Source organism: Acinetobacter sp. YH12241, from assembly GCF_013417535.1.
Classification (GTDB): domain Bacteria; phylum Pseudomonadota; class Gammaproteobacteria; order Pseudomonadales; family Moraxellaceae; genus Acinetobacter.
In genome coordinates this window covers 45,743-65,285 of the sequence record NZ_VPDQ01000007.1, presented here as the reverse complement: position 1 = coordinate 65,285, position 19,543 = coordinate 45,743, and the positions used below count along the sequence as shown (strand labels likewise).

The 19,543-nt window shown below is 44.8% G+C and carries 18 protein-coding genes; 7 read left to right on the top strand and 11 right to left on the bottom strand.

The annotated features are described in order from the left end of the window. The first annotated feature begins 23 nt into the window (after nt 1-23). From FTV18_RS06075 to FTV18_RS06065, 3 genes are read left to right on the top strand one after another with little or no spacing between them, the layout of a single operon-like run. A complete protein-coding gene (locus FTV18_RS06075; RefSeq protein WP_180017059.1) occupies nt 24-923 on the top strand; it encodes a MotA/TolQ/ExbB proton channel family protein in 900 nt (299 codons plus the stop codon). A gap of 15 nt (nt 924-938) precedes the next feature. After that, complete coding sequence (locus tag FTV18_RS06070) at nt 939-1,364, top strand: biopolymer transporter ExbD (protein WP_180017061.1); 426 nt, start codon at nt 939-941, stop codon at nt 1,362-1,364. Between the two features lie 20 nt (nt 1,365-1,384). Next, a complete protein-coding gene (locus FTV18_RS06065; protein WP_004783336.1) occupies nt 1,385-1,804 on the top strand; it encodes a biopolymer transporter ExbD in 420 nt (139 codons plus the stop codon). Nucleotides 1,805-1,858: 54 nt separating this feature from the next. On the opposite strand, the gene bfr is transcribed toward FTV18_RS06065, so the two are convergent. Next, nucleotides 1,859-2,323 (bottom strand): bacterioferritin, encoded by a 465-nt coding sequence (gene bfr, locus FTV18_RS06060; RefSeq protein ID WP_004783337.1) that lies wholly within the window; start codon nt 2,321-2,323, stop codon nt 1,859-1,861. A gap of 338 nt (nt 2,324-2,661) precedes the next feature. Between bfr and FTV18_RS06055 the strand changes: the two genes are divergently transcribed. Next, nucleotides 2,662-3,729: an aldehyde reductase gene (locus FTV18_RS06055; RefSeq protein WP_034170652.1), complete on the top strand. Its 1,068-nt coding sequence runs from the start codon at nt 2,662-2,664 to the stop codon at nt 3,727-3,729. Nucleotides 3,730-3,849: 120 nt separating this feature from the next. Here the strand turns inward: FTV18_RS06055 and rlmF are convergent, their stop codons facing one another. From rlmF to FTV18_RS06025, 6 genes are all read right to left on the bottom strand, one after another. Next, nucleotides 3,850-4,824: a 23S rRNA (adenine(1618)-N(6))-methyltransferase RlmF gene (gene rlmF, locus FTV18_RS06050; protein ID WP_159123532.1), complete on the bottom strand. Its 975-nt coding sequence runs from the start codon at nt 4,822-4,824 to the stop codon at nt 3,850-3,852. A gap of 222 nt (nt 4,825-5,046) precedes the next feature. Beyond that, entirely contained in the window at nt 5,047-7,086 is a 2,040-nt protein-coding gene (gene ligA, locus FTV18_RS06045; RefSeq protein ID WP_180017063.1) for an NAD-dependent DNA ligase LigA, read from the bottom strand. 96 nt (nt 7,087-7,182) lie between these two features. Then, nucleotides 7,183-8,178, bottom strand: a complete 996-nt coding sequence (locus tag FTV18_RS06040) for a cell division protein ZipA C-terminal FtsZ-binding domain-containing protein (protein ID WP_180017065.1) — start codon at nt 8,176-8,178, stop codon at nt 7,183-7,185. Between the two features lies 1 nt (nt 8,179). After that, nucleotides 8,180-11,632, bottom strand: a complete 3,453-nt coding sequence (gene smc, locus FTV18_RS06035; protein ID WP_180017124.1) for a chromosome segregation protein SMC — start codon at nt 11,630-11,632, stop codon at nt 8,180-8,182. Between the two features lie 11 nt (nt 11,633-11,643). Then, nucleotides 11,644-12,339 (bottom strand): GntR family transcriptional regulator, encoded by a 696-nt coding sequence (locus FTV18_RS06030; protein WP_004783346.1) that lies wholly within the window; start codon nt 12,337-12,339, stop codon nt 11,644-11,646. Nucleotides 12,340-12,533: 194 nt separating this feature from the next. After that, nucleotides 12,534-13,337, bottom strand: a complete 804-nt coding sequence (locus FTV18_RS06025) for a sulfite exporter TauE/SafE family protein (RefSeq protein ID WP_004783347.1) — start codon at nt 13,335-13,337, stop codon at nt 12,534-12,536. A 27-nt stretch (nt 13,338-13,364) separates the two neighbouring features. Between FTV18_RS06025 and FTV18_RS06020 the strand changes: the two genes are divergently transcribed. Together FTV18_RS06020 and FTV18_RS06015 are read left to right on the top strand one after the other, a co-directional pair. After that, nucleotides 13,365-14,120, top strand: a complete 756-nt coding sequence (locus tag FTV18_RS06020; RefSeq protein ID WP_180017067.1) for a biotin--[acetyl-CoA-carboxylase] ligase — start codon at nt 13,365-13,367, stop codon at nt 14,118-14,120. A 14-nt stretch (nt 14,121-14,134) separates the two neighbouring features. Further along, complete coding sequence (locus FTV18_RS06015) at nt 14,135-14,875, top strand: type III pantothenate kinase (RefSeq protein ID WP_180017069.1); 741 nt, start codon at nt 14,135-14,137, stop codon at nt 14,873-14,875. On the opposite strand, the gene FTV18_RS06010 is transcribed toward FTV18_RS06015, so the two are convergent. From FTV18_RS06010 to ffh, 3 genes are all read right to left on the bottom strand, one after another. After that, nucleotides 14,829-15,434: an alpha/beta hydrolase gene (locus FTV18_RS06010; protein ID WP_180017072.1), complete on the bottom strand. Its 606-nt coding sequence runs from the start codon at nt 15,432-15,434 to the stop codon at nt 14,829-14,831. The genes FTV18_RS06015 and FTV18_RS06010 overlap by 47 nt on opposite strands. Nucleotides 15,435-15,567: 133 nt before the next feature. Continuing rightward, a complete protein-coding gene (locus FTV18_RS06005) occupies nt 15,568-16,143 on the bottom strand; it encodes an alpha/beta hydrolase (protein WP_159123528.1) in 576 nt (191 codons plus the stop codon). A gap of 159 nt (nt 16,144-16,302) precedes the next feature. Next, entirely contained in the window at nt 16,303-17,709 is a 1,407-nt protein-coding gene (ffh, locus tag FTV18_RS06000; RefSeq protein WP_004783356.1) for a signal recognition particle protein, read from the bottom strand. A gap of 138 nt (nt 17,710-17,847) precedes the next feature. On the opposite strand from ffh, the gene FTV18_RS05995 reads away from it, so the two are divergent. Beyond that, complete coding sequence (locus FTV18_RS05995) at nt 17,848-18,657, top strand: inner membrane protein YpjD (RefSeq protein ID WP_004783358.1); 810 nt, start codon at nt 17,848-17,850, stop codon at nt 18,655-18,657. A gap of 51 nt (nt 18,658-18,708) precedes the next feature. Here FTV18_RS05995 and FTV18_RS05990 read toward each other — a convergent pair whose 3' ends face one another. Further along, the gene (locus FTV18_RS05990) at nt 18,709-19,488 is read right to left on the bottom strand and encodes a class I SAM-dependent methyltransferase (RefSeq protein ID WP_180017074.1); all 780 of its coding nucleotides are present in this window, start codon (nt 19,486-19,488) and stop codon (nt 18,709-18,711) included. Nucleotides 19,489-19,543 lie beyond the last annotated feature (55 nt).

The following is a 19,543-nucleotide window of genomic DNA, read 5'->3' as shown; positions in this document are numbered from 1 at the left end:
TAAAGAAAAAAATCAGGAGATCCATGATGAAAAAATCACTAAAACCTTTAAAAAACATGACTGCTGCCGGTGTAATTGCCATGAGCACTTTATTACCTCTGCAAACAATTTTTGCAGAACAGTCCGCTACACCAAATACCAGTGCTGTCACTGAAACAGCGGTAACAACACCTGCAACAGCGGCCACACCAACCCCGCCCCCACTGCCTGATGAAGCTAGTGATGAAAAAGCTGGATACAATCCTTATGGCCTAGAAGCCATGTGGAAAGAAGGTGATATTGTTTCGAAAATCACTTTGTTTATTCTGGTTGTCATGTCGATCGGCACCTGGTACATCATGATCAGCAAATGCCTACAACAAGGCAAGATTCGCAAACAGGCTAAGCAAGCTGAAAATACTTTCTGGGAATCTTCTTCTCTGGATAATGCCACCGAGAACCTGGATGAAGCCAGCGTCTACCGTTTTATTGCGGAAAAAGGGATTAAGTCAACCAAAAATCATGGCGGTACATTACTTGAGCGTATTGACTTCAATACCTGGGTCACCATTTCAATTTCACGTGCAATCGACAAAATCCAGAACCATCTGAGTGGCGGTCTGGCCTTCCTTGCTACAGTCGGTTCTACAGCACCTTTCGTAGGTCTGTTTGGTACCGTTTGGGGTATTTACCATGCACTGACTGCAATTGGTATTTCAGGACAGGCATCAATCGATAAAGTTGCTGGTCCGGTCGGTGAAGCACTGATCATGACTGCAATCGGTCTGGCTGTGGCAGTTCCGGCAGTACTTGGTTACAACTGGTTAACTCGCCGTAATAAAGCTGTAATGGAAGAAGTTCGTACCTTCGGTTCTGACTTGCATGCTGTACTACTGAGCGGCGAAATCAGCTCAAACAATCCTGTTCACCGCGACACAAAATAAAAATGGGGGTCAACCATGGGAATGATGGTCAATTCAAACGACAGCGATGATGAGGTCATTGGTACCATTAATACCACGCCTCTGGTTGATGTGATGCTGGTACTGCTGATTATCTTTCTGATTACAGTACCGGTTGCAATTCATACCGTACCAGTCGATCTGCCAGAAGAAAGAAATGTACCGTATGAAACCAAGCCAGAAAATGTTCAGTTGGCTGTCAATAAAACTGGCGATATTTTCTGGAACGAAATTTATATCGCAGATAAAACAGTTTTACTGAGTCGTTTACAGGCAGAAGCCCAGAAACGTCCGCAGCCTGAAGTGCATATTCGTGGTGATCAGTTAACACCTTATGAGGCAATTGATCAGGTGATTAGTACCACCCAGCAAGCAGGTATTGGCAAGATTGCATTTGTCACGACCCCGCCCGCTTCACCTTAAGATTGAGGGAGAATCCAGTTATGGGAATGAATGTTGGCTCAAATCAGGATGATGATGTAATGCTGGACGTCAACATGACACCATTGATTGATGTCATGCTGGTCTTGTTGATTATGTTTATTATCACTATTCCGTTGCCGAATAATTCGATTAATATCAACCTGCCGAATGGTACACCACCACCGACTGAGGAAAAACCGCCAGAGATTGTAAATTTGCGTCTCGATGCTCAAGGCCAGATCTTCTGGAATGATCAGCCGGTGGCCAATGCTCAAGCGCTGGAAGCCTTATTCAAGACCGTGGCGCAAAAAGCCGATCAGGATCAGATTAAAATCAAGGCTGATCGTGCAACTGAATACAAGCATATCGCGATGGTGATGGCTGCGGCTCAGCGTCTGGAAGTGAAAAAAATCGGAATTGTCAGTAACAACAATTCTTAAGTCTATAGAATCAAAAAACCCAGCATCTGCTGGGTTTTTTTATTATTCAATATCTTACATTTGTGACTGGATATAGTTTTGTAGACCAATCAGCTCGATCAAACGTAACTGTTTTTCTAACCAGTAAGTATGATCTTCTTCCGTATCCGACATTTGCTGGCGCAGCATGTCACGGGTCACATAATCGCCCTTCTCTTCACAAAGTTTGACCCCTTGAGCCAGCTTTTCACGGACATGATACTCAAGCTTCAGGTCAGCTTTCAGGCAGGTCACCACATCTTCACCAACTTCGATGTCATCACGCTGCATATTTGGCGTACCTTCAAGAAAAAGGACACGACGGATCAGGGCATCTGCATGCTGTGCTTCTTCCTGCATTTCATGGTCGATGCGTTCAAAGATTTTAGTCAGACCCCAATCTTCATACATACGAGAGTGAATCAGGTATTGATCACGAGCAGCCAGTTCGCCACCGATCAGCATATTTAAATAATCTACGACTTCTGGATTACCGCGCATTTGAATTACTCCCTGCTTTTATCATCCTATTATGGAGAAAAGATTTTTGATTTGCAAAAGCAAAATTATGGTAAATATCTGATTTTTATATAATTAAAATGAGAAGCACTTGCATTTACGCTCTCTGTTCGGACAAATCCCATTTATAAAACAAGGTGTTGCATTTTTTGTACTCGCTTTATTCAGATGAACAGGCTGGAATATTCAAACGTTTATTTTTGTAAATATTAATAAGCACTTATCTTGTTGCTTATTTTTATCTTGAACTCACCTGTTTGGCCTGGTTCATGCATAATTGTGCCTACGATGAAAGAAGTCAAAACAACAACGGTTTAAATATGACATTACAACATAGCACAGCACCTGTTCTGGTCACCGGCGCATCTGGCTATATCGCCAGTTGGGTGATCCAGAAACTTTTGAAACAGGGTTATACCGTACATGCCACTGTACGTGACCTGAATAAAACCCAGAGTTATACGCACCTAGAACAAATTGCAGATAGCAGCCCCGGGACCTTAAAGCTGTTTGAAGCTAATCTGCTCAAGCCCGGTTCTTTTGATGCAGCCATGGAAGGTTGTGAAATTGTCTTTCATATGGCCTCACCTTTTGTGGTCACCAATTATAAAGATGCGCTCAAAGACATTATTGAACCGGCAATTCTGGGTACGCAAAATGTGCTGAATAGCGTCAATAAAACTGAATCTGTCAAACGTGTGATTGTCACCTCAAGTATTGCCTCAACGTATGGCGATGCGATTGATATTTTGCAAACCGAGCACACCAGTTTTGATGAATCTCACTGGAATACCACCAGTTCAGAAACCCATCAGCCTTATCCATATTCCAAAGTCATGGCAGAACGCAAAGCTTGGGAAATGGCGGAAGCACAGGATCGCTGGGACCTGATCTGTATCAATCCGGCACTGGTCTTTGGGGAATCCTTAACGCCTAATACTCAATCAGGCAGTGTGGAAGTTCTGCAACAGTTTGCCAATGGCATGACCTTGCTGGGTGTTCCACCAATGTGGAATGGTGTGGTGGATGTTCAGGATGTTGCTGAAGCCCATATCCGTGCTGCATTTAATCCGGAAGCGCATGGCCGTTATATTATCTGTAGTGAGACTTTGAGCCTGCTAGAAATGGGTAAAATCCTGCGTGAAGCATTTGGTCCAAAATTCCCGTTTCCGCGCAACCAGTTGCCAAAAACGGCTTTCAAGATTTTTGGTCCTCTGGCCGGCTTTAGCCGTAAATTTGTTGAACTCAATATGGGTTATCCAATTTTCTTTAATGCCCAAAAAAGTAAGGATGAACTCGGTCTGGAATATCGTCCAGTAAAAGAAAGCTTGGTCGAACATTTCCAGCAATTGCTGGATGATGGTGTGGTGAAGAAATATATTCCTTAATTGTACGAGCTCAAACCTGATCTGACAGTGACCGATTTTTTATGGTGTCTGTCAGATTAAATTTGAGCTACTACACCGACTTATGCGCCCACAAGCTCACTATTCCTGCATAAAAACAAGCTAAGCAGAAGTCCAACGCGCATTTTTCCACGCTTGCTGTTGCTTTGTATCTAGAAAAGTCCAAGCCACAAAACGACTCTCTTTTTGCCCCTGCGTCATTTTAATAGTTTTTACATCCACTGCACCGCACTTACGCAAGGTATTTAACAGCATAGGTAATGTGGTTTTCTTAGAAACCAGTGTACTAAACCAAAGACATTGCTCAGCAAACTGTGTGCTCTCTTGTACCATCTGGCAAACAAAGCGTTCTTCTCCACCGTCACACCACAGCTCGTTCTTTTGTCCGCCAAAGTTTAACACCACCTTAGAGCGATCAACCGGTTTGCCAAGTTTGCGTAATTTTTGCGTTGCTGTGGCATTTGCCTCATCTTGCGAAGCATGAAATGGTGGGTTACACAGGGTCAAATCAAAACGATCTGAAGGTTTAATCACACCTTTGAAGATATTGCTCGGTGTCTTCTGCAATCGAATCTGAATCCCCTTCCTGAGATTCGGATTTGCCTCCACGATAAATTGAGCGCTTTTAACCGATGCCGAATGAATGTCTGAGCCGACAAATTTCCAACCATAACTACGATGCCCAATGATCGGATAAATACAGTTCGCCCCTACCCCAATATCTAATACGTGAACGGCGTGTCCTGTTGGAATCTGACCGTTATTATTGAGACTTAACAGGTCAGCCAAATAGTGAATATAGTCGGCTCTACCCGGAATCGGTGGGCAAAGATAATCTTGAGGAATATCCCAATATTGAATGCCGTAAAAATGCTTGAGCAATGCTTTATTGAGCATTTTCACAGCCAGTGGATCAGAAAAGTTGACTGAAAGATCGTTATATTGATTCGGGCTGACAAAAGGCGCAAGTTCCGGACAAGTCTTGATTAGCTGAGGAAAATCATAACGACTGCGATGCAGATTTCGTGCATGTAATTGCGATTTTTGTTGCGGAAAAGATTTCTTTGCTTGCGCCATGTGTATGCCAATCATCAACGGGAGAATAGAATCAATCAGGCAGGATCTATACCTGCAAATGAATCTATTGTACGTGAATTCAACTTACATTACCGAACCCGTCCTTGTATTTGTCTATCCTCCCCTCTCATTCACCTATAGTTTTGAACTAGCAATAAAAAAGACACCTTAAGATTCATCATCCTGGGTGTCTTTTTTATTTGAGTCATTGTTTAGAGCTAATTATTCTTCGATTTGCCCATGCTCCTTCATCAAAGCAATAAATTGCGCTTCATTGATCACGGGCACACCGAGTTTTTCTGCTTTATCGAGCTTAGAACCGGCTTTTTCACCCGCCACCACGCATTTGGTCTTGCTAGAGACACTGCCACTGACCCGTGCACCTAATGCTTGCAGTAATTGCGTCGCTTCATCACGTCCCATAGAACTTAAAGTTCCAGTCACTACCCAGCTTTCACCATTCAGTGGTTGGCGCGTTGGTGCAATTGGCGCATCCCAATGAATACCGGCAGCCAACAAGCGATCCAATACTTCCAGGTTATGCGGTGCCTGGAAGAAATCAACAATCCATTCTGCGGTAATATCACCAACATCCGGTGTTTTTTTTAAAGCGTCTACATCAGCACTACGTAAAGCGTCGAGAGTCTGGAAAGTATTGGCCAGCATACGTGCTGTCGTTTCACCTACGCCACGAATCCCGAGCGCATAAATAAACGCTGCCAATGTAGTTTTCTTGCTGTTCTCAATCGAATCAATGAGATTTTGAACGGACTTTTCACCCATTTTTTCGATTTGCAGTAATTGCTCACGATGCTCATGCAAGTGATAAATATCCGACACATCTTTCAAAAGATTGAGATGTAACAGTGACTCCACCCAGCGATCGCCCAGACCTTCGATATCCATAGCCTTACGCGAAACAAAGTGACGGATGGTCTCGATACGCTGCGCCGCACAATACAGTTCACCTGAACAGCGTGCCAAGGCTTCACCTTCTGGCATAACGACTGGAGAACCGCACACCGGACAATTCTCAGGTAAATGCACTTCTACCGCATTGGCAGGACGGAATTCTGGCCAGACTTTTTCTACCTTAGGAATCACGTCACCACTACGATAGACACTGACGGTATCCCCAATTCTTACATCCAGACGGTGAATTTCACCAATATTATGCAGCGTTACATTGGAAACGGTTACACCACCCACTGCAACCGGATTCAACCGTGCTACAGGCGTTAGAGTCCCGGTACGACCCACTTGCCAGTCAATATTTTCAACAGTGGTCAATGCAGCCACTGCCGGGAATTTATAAGCCGTTGCCCAACGTGGTTCACGGCTCAAGAAACCCAGTTTTTGTTGCTGTTTAAGGTCATTGACCTTAATGACCATACCATCGATTTCGACACTAAGCTTTGAACGTTCTTCAATGATCTGCTCGTAAACCTTTTGCACTTCCTGGATGCTACTGCAGATAAAATGCCGCTCACCAACAGCAAAGCCAAACTGCTGTAGCCATTCCAGACTGCCTGACATTGTGGTTTGACCATGATGAGGAACACACTGGGCAATTCCATAAGCATAAAAAGCCAAAGGTCGAGAAGCTGCAATATTCGGATCAAGCTGGCGTAAACTGCCGGCCGCGGCGTTACGTGGATTGGCAAAGGTTTTTTCACCTTTCGCTGCATTGGCCGCATTCAGGCGTTCAAAGCCGGATTTCGGCATTAGCACTTCGCCACGCACTTCCAGTAATTCTGGAATCACGCCATTCACTGGAGACAGAAATTTCGGCAGGTTACGGATGGTTTTGACATTCTGGGTAATATCTTCTCCAGTTTCCCCATCACCACGGGTGACACCACGAACCAGTACGCCATGTTCATACCAGAGGGAAATTGCCAGACCGTCAAATTTCAGCTCAACATCGTATTCGATCTTTTGATTGGGTAAGCGTTCTTCAATACGGCGTGCGAAAGCAAACAGGTCATCCTGATTGAACACGTTGCCCAAAGACAGCATTGGCACTGCATGCGTTACAGTCAGAAATTTGGAAAGTGCCTGACCGCCTACTTTAACTGTCGGCGTGTCTGGCTGTTGTAAATGTGGATATTGTTCTTCTAAGGCTTTGAGCTGATGAAAGAGCTGATCATATTCACTGTCTTCAATCGTAGGTTGATCCATCACATAATAAGCATGATTATGCTTAGCAAGCAGTTGAATCAATTGACGCATTTGCGCAATGACAGTGGCATCTTGGGTCATAATTTCACCATAAAAAAGGGCGGAAAATCCGCCCTATACAATATTCAGCTTTTCGCTATTATAAAAATCGGATTTTGCAGATTCAATATTGGAATATTAAACTTCTGCAGTCTGTCCAGCACGATAGTCAATCGCCTGATGACGCCAGAATTCACGTAATTGCGGGGTCATTTCCTGCTGGTTCTGATCATAGACCAGACCATCCACTTCACGCGCAATCAGACGTGAAATGCTGTCCATGGTATCGAAGGCATTCTGTACATCGCTATGCGGTAAAGCCAAGAAGAACGCCAGACCTTTGACTTCTTCAGTCGACAAAATTTCTAGGTCAAAACCTTCCATACCGGTATCCGCCATACGCAACACCGAAAATAGCAGTTTCGAGCCATCTTCACTATAACGATGGAAACATGCCAGTTCACCATAACGCAGGCCATATTTCAGTAAAACTTTTAAGGTTTTTTCACCTGACAGTGCACGGCCTTGTGGATAAACATGCAAAGAAATAATCGTTTCAGCATTGGCTAGCGAACATTCTTCATCCACAATTTTTTGCTCATGGAGATGTGCATCGAGAATACTGCTTTCATCATTAAAGTCAGAAATTTCAGCTTTTTCTATATTACTATTCAGGCTAAATTCGGCGGCTTTAGGCTCTTTTGCTGTTTCTGCTACTTCTACTGTTTCAGGCTTGCTTTCTTGTTCAGCTGACGTAGTGTTTTCTTCTGTTTTGGCTGCTTCCTCTGCAACCACCTGTGTATCGAGCAGACTTGCTGCTTTGGTTTCGGGCTGGACGGTTTCAGTCAAAGTTGGCTCTACTTTGGCTGCTTCTTTTTGTTCTGCCACAGGTGCAATGTTGTCTACTGCTTCTTCATTCAGGCTCGGTTCAACACGTGTAGCTGCCGGACTTTCTGTTTTAGACAGTTGAGATCGTACATGCCTCGGAATAACCGGAGTCTGGCTGTCAGGATCAATATGAAGATCCGCATCCAGTGACGGTACAGCCTCCGCAGGTTTTTTCAAGATCAGTCTTATGCCGAATAGCATAATCACAATTGCAATAACAATCCCGATAATTGTGGTGATTTCCATGTTATACCTCCGCAGCTAAGCCGTATTCTTTTGCCTGTTCCAAATTTACTGTCACTAATTTTGAGGTTCCCGGTTCAGGCATGGTTACACCTAAAAGATCAGTCGCCATCATCATTGCAAGTTTGTTATGGGTAATATAAATAAATTGCACTTGTTCAGAAAGCTCTTTGACTAAATTACAAAAACGTCCCACATTGGCATCGTCCAGCGGTGCATCCACTTCGTCCAATACACAGAATGGTGCCGGATTTAAGCGGAAAATTGCAAAGACCAGTGCTAATGCGGTTAAAGCTTTTTCACCACCAGAAAGTAATGCCAGTGAACTGTTGCGCTTGCCCGGTGGGCGAGCCATCAGTTTTACACCCGATTGCCATCCATCTTCAAGACTTAAACTCGCTTCACCGCCCTCAAATACTTTCGGGAACAGGTTTTGTAGCTCGGCATTGACCTGATCGAAGGTATTCATAAACAGCTTACGGGTTTCCTGATCAATACTTTTCATTGCTGCCTGCAGCTGTTCAACGGTATTTTCCAGATCCTGAATCTGATGGCTGAGTTCGTCATAACGTTTCGAAACTTCTTCATACTCTTCAGAAGCTGCCAGATTCACCGCACCCAATTTATCAAATTGAGCCTGGGCTTTTTCTAGTTTGGCCTGATGTACTTTTACATCAATATTCAGCCCTGAAATTACTTCACTATTCAACTCTTTCAGTTGTTCTGAATAATGCTGTAAATCAGATCTGGCAGCTTGCCAAGCCAGACGTTTGGCTTCAAGTTCAGTACGCAGTTGTTCATCCTGCTGCTGGAAAGTATGGCGCTGCTCAGTCAGGTGCTGCTGCTTGCTCTGGATCTGATTCAGCTCGATCTGCCAGTCTGCCCAGGTTTTTTGCAGTTTTTCCGTGATCAGTGCCTGTTCATTGAACTGGCTCTGTAAAGCAGGCAATTCCAGCTGTACCGGATCGACAAACTTTTTGGCCTGTTCAATCTGCGCAATAATCTGTTGATATTGTTCTTTCAAAAACAGCTGATCTTTTTCCAGCAGTTCAGCCTGTTGCTGACTTTGTACCGTTTGACGGCGCAGTACTTCTAATTCCTGCTGCGCCTGCTGAGTGACTAGCTGTGAGTCTTCCAGCTGGGCATTGAGTTCTTCCAACTGAAATTGCAAGGTCTTGTAATTGGGCAGTGCCTGTTCCAGTTTCAGATTCAGTGCATGCAGATCAATTTCCAGATCATCTTTCTGCATCGCATCTTCTTCCAGCTGCTCATCCAGTTGCTGTAACTGGTTCTGCAATTGCTGTTTCTGTACCGCAAAGGCCTGCGTCGCACTCTGAACTTTGGCAATGTTCAGATCAAGCTGTTGTAACTGCTTTTGTGCCTGCTTCTGCTGCTCATTGATGCTTTGAATCTGGCTTTGCAAAGCTTTTACTTGAGCAGTGAGTTCAGGAAGCTGTTGCTCTAGATCTGCGAATTTCGGTTCAAGCTGAGCCAGTTGCTGCTCGATTTCATCCAGACGGATACGATGACTCAGTGCCCCTTGTCCCGCCTGACTGGCTTCATCATAATCCAGTGCAATCATCCAGTCGGGACCGACATGATAGCCATCCAGACTTAAGATCGACTGGCCTGTATGCAACTGCGTTTGTAAACCAAGCGCCTGTTTAAAGTTCTCAGCTACGGCCACCTGTTGCCAGAGCGAATATTGAGGTGCTTCAATCCAGTCTGCTAAACAAGGGAGTCCATCAAGCTGAATATTATCCTGTGTCGTCTGAGCTTTGAGCTGGCGTGCACTATTTTCCAGAAAATGCTCAGTTTCTTCTAATACTTGTGCAGAAAGCCATTTCGCCAGGAACTTTTCAATCAAACTGGCATAAGCTTTGGCCTGTGGATTCAGCTTCAGCACTTGCATTAACTGCACCGCATCCGCTTTGGCGTTTGGATTGGCTTTAGTCAGTAACTGGCTCAGGTTTTTGCGTTCTGAATGCAGTACCTGAATTTCTGATTTCAGCTGCATGAGCATTTGCTGCTGACTTGCCTGTTCTGCCTGTAGCTGCTCAAGCTCAGTTTTCAGTGTTTTGAGTTGAGCCTCAAAGCCAGTGATTTGCTGTTCAGTTTCAGCTCTATCAGTCTGATACTGTTCCAGCTCATCTTGCTGCGCCTGCTGCTGAATTTGTGCTGCCTGCTGTTGCAAGGTTTCTTTTTGCTGTTCAATCCGGACAATATTTTTAGCCAGCTGTTCACTTTGCGCCAGCATTTGCTGTTTACGTTGTTGCTGTTGCTCAACCTGGGTTTTAATTTGAGCAAACTGGGCAGCAATTGTGCCTTGCTGGGATTTCAGATCAGTCAGCCCCTGGTTTTGTTCCTGACTTTGACCTTCCTGCTTCTGCAATTGTGCAGTCTGATCTTCGAGTTGTTGATGCAGGGTGTCCAGTTGCAATTCAATCAGCTGTAAACGTTCTTTGGTTTGTGCTTTTTGTTCTTCCAGCTTCACCAGACTGCTTGAGTTCTGCTGCAATAAGGACTGCTTTTGCTGCAGGGTCATTTCCAGTTCGCTGAGCTTTTTCTCAGCCTGTTGCCATTCAGTTTGTAGCGGTGTGGACTGTTGAATCAAGCGCTGGAACAGTTCACTGGTCGCTCCCAGATCATGCTCAACAGTAGTCAATTCAGAACGTACCAGCTTAAAATTCTCGCCCAGCGTATTCATCTGCACAGTATATTCTTCTTGCAGACGCTGGCTCTGCTCACACTGGAACGACAGGATTTCAATCTTGATGGTACGGATCTGGCCTTCCAGTTCCTTATATTGAATGGCAGTTTCTGACTGGCGTTTCAAGGTTTTAAGCTGAGACTTGAGTTCAGAGGCAATATCTTCCAGACGCGACAGGTTCTGCGTCGTGTGATCCAGATGCAGCATGGTCTCGCGGCGACGTGCCTGATAACGGGAAACCCCTGCAGCTTCTTCAATAAAAACCCGCATTTCTTCCGGCTTGGCATCTACCAGACGGTTAATCATGCCCTGTTCAATAATTGCATAAGAACGCGGCCCCAGACCGGTTCCCAAGAAAATATCGGTAATATCACGACGTCGGCATTTAGTGCCATTCAGGAAATATTCAGACTTGCCATCACGGTTGACCTGACGACGCACTGCCAGCTCATTATAGGCATTATACGCACCGCCCAGCTTGCCATAAGTATTATCAAAACGCAGTTCTACACTGGCGATGCCCACCGGTTTGCGCTTGGCTGTTCCGGTAAAAATCACATCCTGCATGCTGCCACCACGTAGTTGGCGCGCACTGGACTCACCCATCACCCAGCGTATGGCATCAATCACATTTGATTTACCACAACCATTGGGTCCCACCACTGCAGTCCGGTTATCCTTGAAGTGTAAGGTAGTACTGTCAGCAAAAGATTTGAAGCCTGAAAGTTTTAAACTGCTTAAACGCATAGTGTCCTGATTTAACGTCGTGAGCGTCTGGCCCACGCGAGTTCAATTTGTTTCATCCGTATCAGAGATTCCAACACAAGGTTGCGCAAGTGTCGACAAAAATCTTCCATAAATAACGTCGCCTGATGGGATTTACGAATTAAAATCGCTTCCGTCACCAGTTTAAATAATTCAAAAGATTCCTGTAGCTCACGTCTTGAAATATTCAGGGTCAGAAAATAGCTACGGCGTAAAGATGGCAGCAGTTCCTGATAGTAGCGCATCAGGTAAAGATTACCGACCATCTCCTGTTGCTGGGCCATTCCCTGAAAGATCAAATCATAAAACTTTTCGATATGGCCTTGGCGGGTTTCGGCTTCCAATTGTTCTAATAGTAGCTGAATGCGCTCTGCCTCATGACTGCGCCAGGTCTCTGCCATGCGATGTACCATCTGCCCCAGCAATAAAGAGGTCAGGTCAAACAGGGCACGAACCTGCATGGCCGACATTTCCGAAACAATGGCGCCACGACGCGGGAAGATTTCAATCAGCTGGGTACGTTCAAGCAAGAGCAAGGCTTCACGGACTGATCCCCGACTGACGTCAAGTTCCGATGCAATTCTGAGTTCCTGGATGCGTTCGCCTTCAACCAGTTCACCCCGGATAATCTGTTCACTGATATGCTTGGCAATCTGTTCAGACAAACTGTGTGCTTCTTGTTGTTGCATACTGTTCCTGTCTTATTTTTATTGATGCAAGTGCAGTCATTCTGGATGACTTTTCAGTTATTAAACGGCTTTTTTGCAGAAAATACTTTGACATTGTCAGACAATCTTGTGTCTATACAGCCAACCCAGTCAAAGAAAAAGGAGAATAGTGACCTATTCTCCTCAAAAAATTTAGCTGATAAAAAATGAGTAGTTCAGGCAGTAAAGCCTTGATAGATAAAATACAGACCAACTGTAGTCAATAAGGCCGCAAAACATTTTTTTAATAGAACTGGTGATAATAAATGCGCCACTTTTGCACCAAATTTTGCAGTGATAAAACTCATCACACTAATACCAATAAACGCATAAATATGAATATAACCAATCGTATTTGGTACTTCGACTTCAGCTTTCTGACCAAACCAGATGAAACCTAAGGCACCAGCCACTGCGATCGGCAAACCGCAGGCAGCAGAAGTGGCTACTGCTTTCTGGATGACGACACCACAACGATTCAGGAAAGGCACAGTCAAACTGCCGCCACCAATCCCGAATATGGCCGATGCCACGCCAATGCCACCACCCGCTGCCAACTGTAATGCGGCTGAAGGCAATTTCTGATTCGGATCAACCTGATAATGCGCGCCTCTAAACATTCTGAATGCAATCCAGACTGCAAAGAAGCCAATCAGCAATTGCAGGCCTTGGCCCGATAAATAATCTGCAATTCCAGCTCCCAAGAATGAGCCAATGACCAGGCCGGGTGCCAGATTACGCACTACATCCCATAACACTGCCCCTCTCTGATGATGTGCCATCACCGAACTGATTGAGGTTACAATAATTGTGGCCAGAGAAGTTCCGACTGCCATATGCATAATCACGCTTGGATCGTACTGGAGCTGGGTAAAAACAATGTACAGAATTGGCACGATAATCAGACCACCACCCACGCCAAACAGGCCTGCGGCAAATCCTGCAATTGCACCAATCAATAAATATATGATTAACTCCATAACGACATTTACCACGTTTAGATTCAAATGGATGTAGAAACTCGCGAACTGCAGCAACGTTTAAGTCAAGCAGGCCAACTCCCTGAAGTGTTGCTGATCAAGCCGATCACCACATCGACCAATGACGATGTCCGGGAACTGGCAACCAAAGGGGTACAACAGGTACTAGTGTGTAGCCGCGTGCAAACCCAAGGACGTGGACAGCGTCAACGTCAGTGGATTTCTCCTGAGGGGAACATCTATTTAAGCACATTGCTGCATACACAAAAAGCAATCGATGGTCGTCTGGCGCTGGAAATTGCATTAAATATCCTGCAAATGCCAAGTCTAAAAGGACTGGACTTGCAGGTGAAATGGCCCAATGACCTGTACAGCCTGCAGGGGAAATGGGGTGGTATTCTGATTGAACCGATTTCGACTCAACAGGTCGTAGTCGGTGTCGGGATCAATGTCAGCCCACTCACGGAAAGCATTCCAGACCAGCAGGTGACTTCTCTGACTGAATTGGGACTACAGCATGCTTCACGTGTAGATCTGATTGCCGAGTTATATCTGGCTATTCAGCAAGCGGGGGAATGGTTTAATTATGGCAGTCAGAATCTGCCGGCACGGTTTAACCAATATGCTGCATTTTTCCAGCAAACAGTTGAATTTACTGATATTCAGGGCCAATATTCCGGAACTTTCCTCGGCATTCAAGACGATGGTGCGGTCATTATCGAAACGAATACAGGTACGCAGACATTTTATCAGGGGCAACTCCGTCTTAAAAACGGTGGCTGAACAGGCATCATTCAATGAAAAAACTATGGTTGGATATCGGCAATACACGGCTCAAGTACTGGATTACGGAGCAGAACCAGATCATTGAACATGCCGCGGAAATGCATTTGCAATCCCCTGCTGACTTACTTCTTGGTCTGATTCAGCATTTTAAGAGTTTGGGCTTGCATCAGGTCGGAATTTCTTCAGTACTGGACAAAGCGAATAATGTTCGTATTCTATCGATTCTGACCTGCCTGAACATTCCTGTGGTTTTTGCCAAGGTACAGGCACGCTATGCCGGTTTGATCTGTGGCTATGATGATCCTTCCCAGCTTGGGATTGACCGCTGGTTGCAGGTGCTGGCCGTTGCCAAGTCAGCCGACCAAAATTACTGTGTCATCAGCTGCGGGACTGCCCTGACCATTGATCTAGCCCAAGGTCAAAAACATCTCGGCGGTTATATCCTGCCGAATCTGTATTTACAACGCGACTCCCTGATCCAGAATACCAAAGGTATTAAAATCCCGGATGCAGCTTTCGAGGAACTCAGTCCTGGCCGCAATACCATTGATGCCGTACATCATGGCATTTTATTCGGTCTGCTCAGCACCATTGAAAAAGTACTGCAAGATTTTCCGGCACAGCTGATCCTAACTGGTGGAGATGCTGCGCTCTTTGCCCAGCATCTCGAACGGTTTCAGCCTATTATTGAACCCGATTTATTGCTTAAAGGCCTGCAGCATTTTGCAGATCATTTGCCAGACACAGTTTAAGCAGCTCAAGTAACTTTGAAAAATCTGCATAGCCATCCAGCTTGTTAAAATGCCCTGCATTTTTGATTTCAAAAATCTGTGCATTCAGGCTATGGCCCAAACGCAACGAAATCGGTGCAGGCACATAAGGATCATTGCTAGAAAGCAGCATTACAAAACGTTTGGTGCCATGTGATAAATTGTTCAGATCTAACTTTACTGCCTGCACCATTTTGTTTAGTTCCGACCAGGCCACCAGTGGTGTATCAAAAGCTGCGACTAACATGAGCCCGCCAATTTTCAATTGTGTACGGTTATAGTGTTCTTCAAGAAACTTTAGAGCACTCAAGCCACCCAGGCCATGCGCAACAATAAAACTATGCTCATCTAGGTGCGGAATCTGCAGTTTCAGGTTGTGCTGCCATTCTTCCAGATCAGGTTGAAAGGGATTAGCCAGCATGATCCGTTTGGCCTCGAATCCCGCGTCTTTGATCTGCCGGCTCAACCATGGATACCAGTGGTCATTTGAGGTCGCCTGATAATCAGGTACGATATAGACTTTCTTCGTTATATTTTTCATAGCATTGTATTTATTATATTGAGAGCAAAATGCTCCGACAAAAGTTAAGTTTTTAATTATTAGCGGATGAAATTCAATATTCCTTATTTAATTTCATCCTGTCATCATTGAACCAATCTGTTCATCATCCTCCCTATTCAGTGGAAGATTGAATCAGATAAGGCTGAATCACTCGCCAGACTTCCGGCAGTTCAGTACAGCCTTGCGAATTAATAAAATGTCCTTGATGCTCGGCACAGACTACAATTGCATCCAGACTTTCCGCTTGCTCCAGACTAAAGTCAGGCTGAACCCGATCATCACCTTCCGAATAAATCACTACACGTTCATCAATCTGACGTTTCAGTAAATCAAAATCTACTTCAGCCGCGTCAATGAACGGATTAACTTCTTCCAGACGTCCCAGTCGGCCATTGAAACCGGCCACCAAAACCAGTTGTTTGATTCTCTGATTTTTTAATTCGCGACTTAAATAATGTAATGCAGCCAGACAACCCAGACTATGCGCAATAAAAATACTGTTTTCGTCAATCCCGTCAATCTGTTCACGCATTTGCTGTTCCCAGACCTCCAGTTTTGGCGTAGTTGACGGGTCAAGTCTGAGTACTTTCAAGCTGACATGTTCCTGCTGGGCTTTTTCCTGAATCCATGGAAACCAGTTTTCTTCAGGACTTGCGGTATAGCCATGCACCACAATCACTTGAGTCATTAGATACATCCTTCTATATTATTTTATTTCGAATGTTTTCGAGTCTGCCTGATTTTTCTGGAAATTTGGGTAAGCAAATGTTGTTTTGTTTAAACTGGATATAAAAGAAAATACAGACAATAAAAAAGGCGCTATATGCGCCTTTTTTATTTAAAACAGTTATTTTTTGTCGTTCCCGCCGAACAGTGGACCCATGCCACCGCCGCCACCAAACTGTTTTTGCAGACCGCTCAGTGATTTCATCATTTTTGCCATACCCGACGGATTGGCAAATTTCTTCATCATCTTCGCCATCTGCGCATGCTGTTTAATCAGCTTGTTGACTTCTGAGACTTCCATACCGCAACCTGCTGCAATACGCTTTTTACGGCTTGGATTCATCAGGTCAGGGTTACGACGTTCCTTGATGGTCATCGACTGGATAATCGCTTCCATTTTCTTCACTTGCTTTTCAGGATTCGCCTGCGCAATCGCATCTTGAATACCAGAATTGCTCATGCCTGGAAGTTTGTCCAGGAAGCCCATCATGCCGCCCATCTTGTTCATCTGCTCGAATTGCATCAGCATATCTTCAAAGTTGAAGCTACCGCCTTTCTGCAATTTCTTCGCCATTTTCTCGGCTTTTTCTTTGTCGATTTTGCGTTCAACTTCTTCGACCAAAGAAAGCACGTCACCCATGCCCAGAATACGCTGTGCCACACGTTCCGGATGGAATGGCTCAAGCGCATCCAGTTTTTCGCCCATACCGAGGAACTTGATTGGCTTACCAGTAATCGCACGAACAGACAGTGCTGCACCACCACGCGCATCACCATCGGTTTTGGTCAGGATCACACCCGTCAAAGGAAGCGCATCGTTAAATGCTTTGGCCGTATTTGCCGCATCCTGACCGGTCATGGCATCAACCACGAATAGGGTTTCAGTCGGATTAATCGCTGCATGCAGCTCTTTAATCTCTTCCATCATATCGTCATCGATATGCAGACGACCTGCGGTATCGACAATCAACACATCGGCAAACTGGATTTTTGCCTGTTCAATTGCACGATTAACGATGCTGATTGGTTTTTCAGTAGCACTCGATTCAAGGAAAATCGCGCCAACTTCACCAGCCACTGTCTGTAACTGCTTGATCGCAGCCGGACGATAAACGTCGGCAGACACCATAGCTACTTTTTTCTTTTGACGCTCTTGCAGGAAGCGCGCAAGTTTGGCTGCAGTCGTGGTTTTACCCGCACCCTGCAAACCGGCAAGCAGTACCACCACCGGTGGTTTTGCTGCAAGGTCAAGGCTTTCATTAGCCTCGCCCATCATTTTGGTCAATTCGTCATAGACGATTTTGACGAAGGCTTGCCCTGGTGATAACTGAGTCATCACTTCCTGGCCTAATGCTTCTTCCTTAACTTTCGCGATAAATTCACGAGTTACAGGTAACGCAACGTCGGCTTCAAGAAGTGCCATACGTACTTCACGTAACGTATCTTTAATATTGTCTTCGGTTAGCTGCCCTGAGCCAGTAACATTTCTTAAACTCTGCGTGAGTCGTTCTGTTAAGGTATCAAACATTGCAAAATCCGCTTAAAATAGCCAGTAGCAAAAAATTGTTTCTTAAAATAGAAAATTTATGCATAGAATGCTATAGGATACTGTAGTTCGCACTGAATTTATATAAATGAATATTCATCACCCTTAAAAAGGTTTGACATGCTTAGCCTACCCTTGGTTTACACGATCTTAGCATTAATCGCTTATACCTCCTCTTTTTGGTATCTGTTCATTCATTTAATGACTAAACGTACTCCAAATCAATGGTTTGTCGGCTTAACAGCTTTAGTCGGACTGGTACTGCATGCTTTGGTTTTATCAGGTGACATGTATACCCCGATGGGGATGAATTATGATGTATTCGCCTTACTTTCCTTTACTTCAGGGCTAATGCTACTGCTAAGTATCATTTACAGTACCTATCGGCCGATTATTGCGCTAAACCTGATTGGTATTCCCGTCGCTGCGACCGGCCTGATTCTCGGTTTCAGTTTTACCCAGCCAGCGAAAGTCATTGCACAGAATTCCCTAGGTCTTGATATTCATATTATCTTGTCCTTGTCCGCTTACGCTGTGTTATTGATGGCGACGATTCAGGCCGTGATTTTACGTTTTCAGGACCGTGAACTGAAGAAAAAACAGAAACGTCGGGTTTGGGTGAATCTGTTGCCCTCCTATCAGGATATGGAATCTTTATTGTTCGATATGCTGATGACTGGTTTCATTTTACTGACACTGGCATTGGGTTTCGGATTCTTTACCATTGATAATTTCTTCGCCCAACATCTGGCCCATAAGACCGCCTTTAGCATTGTGTCTTGGCTGGTTTATGGTGCATTATTGATTGGACACTGGAAATTTGGCTGGCGTGGTCAGAAAGCAGTTCGTTTTACCCTGCTTGGGTTTGGCCTGCTGGCGCTCGGTTTTATCGGCTCCAAATTTGTGCTGGAAATGCTGTTAAACAAATAAGCTGATTGATCTTCAATATTATAAAAGCCCAGTTAAGACTGAGCTTTTTATTTAATTATCCTTTTCTTGATCTGGATTTATCCTTCCCACTCGTAGCGATAGCGGCCAACTCACCACCCGGGGCAATTCTGGATCTTCCCATTCTGGCAATAAGGCATCTGCCAGTACATTCAGCGGATTATGTCCGAGTGCCTGGGTGGCTGCTTTTACGGCTGACCAGGTACTCATATAGCCTATCAGTTGGTAAAAGTTCCACTCGACTTGTAATACCGGCGGCTGTACAGAAATTTCCTGAAATGGAAATGGCAGATTTTTGTATCCTTCATCGACATGGCGACGTTCAGGTGCCCAATAGGGTGCGATCGTCACTTCATAAAAATGTCTGAAATAATGATTCAGATGTTCTTCATCAATGCTGAATACCCCATAACTAATAAGAGCCAGAATGGCATTGGATTTTGCAATACGGCGAACTTCCGCATAGAACTTGTCCAGATCCAGCCAATGGGCAGCTTGTGCGACTGAAATCAGATCTACACTCTGGTCAACACATGGGATTTCTTCGGCTAAGGCCTGATGATATTGAATTTTCGGATGAGGTTTGGCCTGTGCGATTTGTTCGCTACTCGCATCAATGGCAATGATCTGATCAAAATAATGCGCCAAAACCTCTGAAAACTGTCCTGAGCCACAGCCGACGTCTAGAGCCAATTTGGTACTCGGTGATAGCTTTGCCAGTATCTTCCCCAAAGTGTCCGGATAATGCGGGCGAAACAAGGCATAATCTTGAGACTGCTGGGAGAAATGGTCTTTAAATTCCCGACTTTTCATCTGCACTTTCCTGACCTGCTTTCTAACAGCTTAGCTTGATCCGGAAAGGCGACAA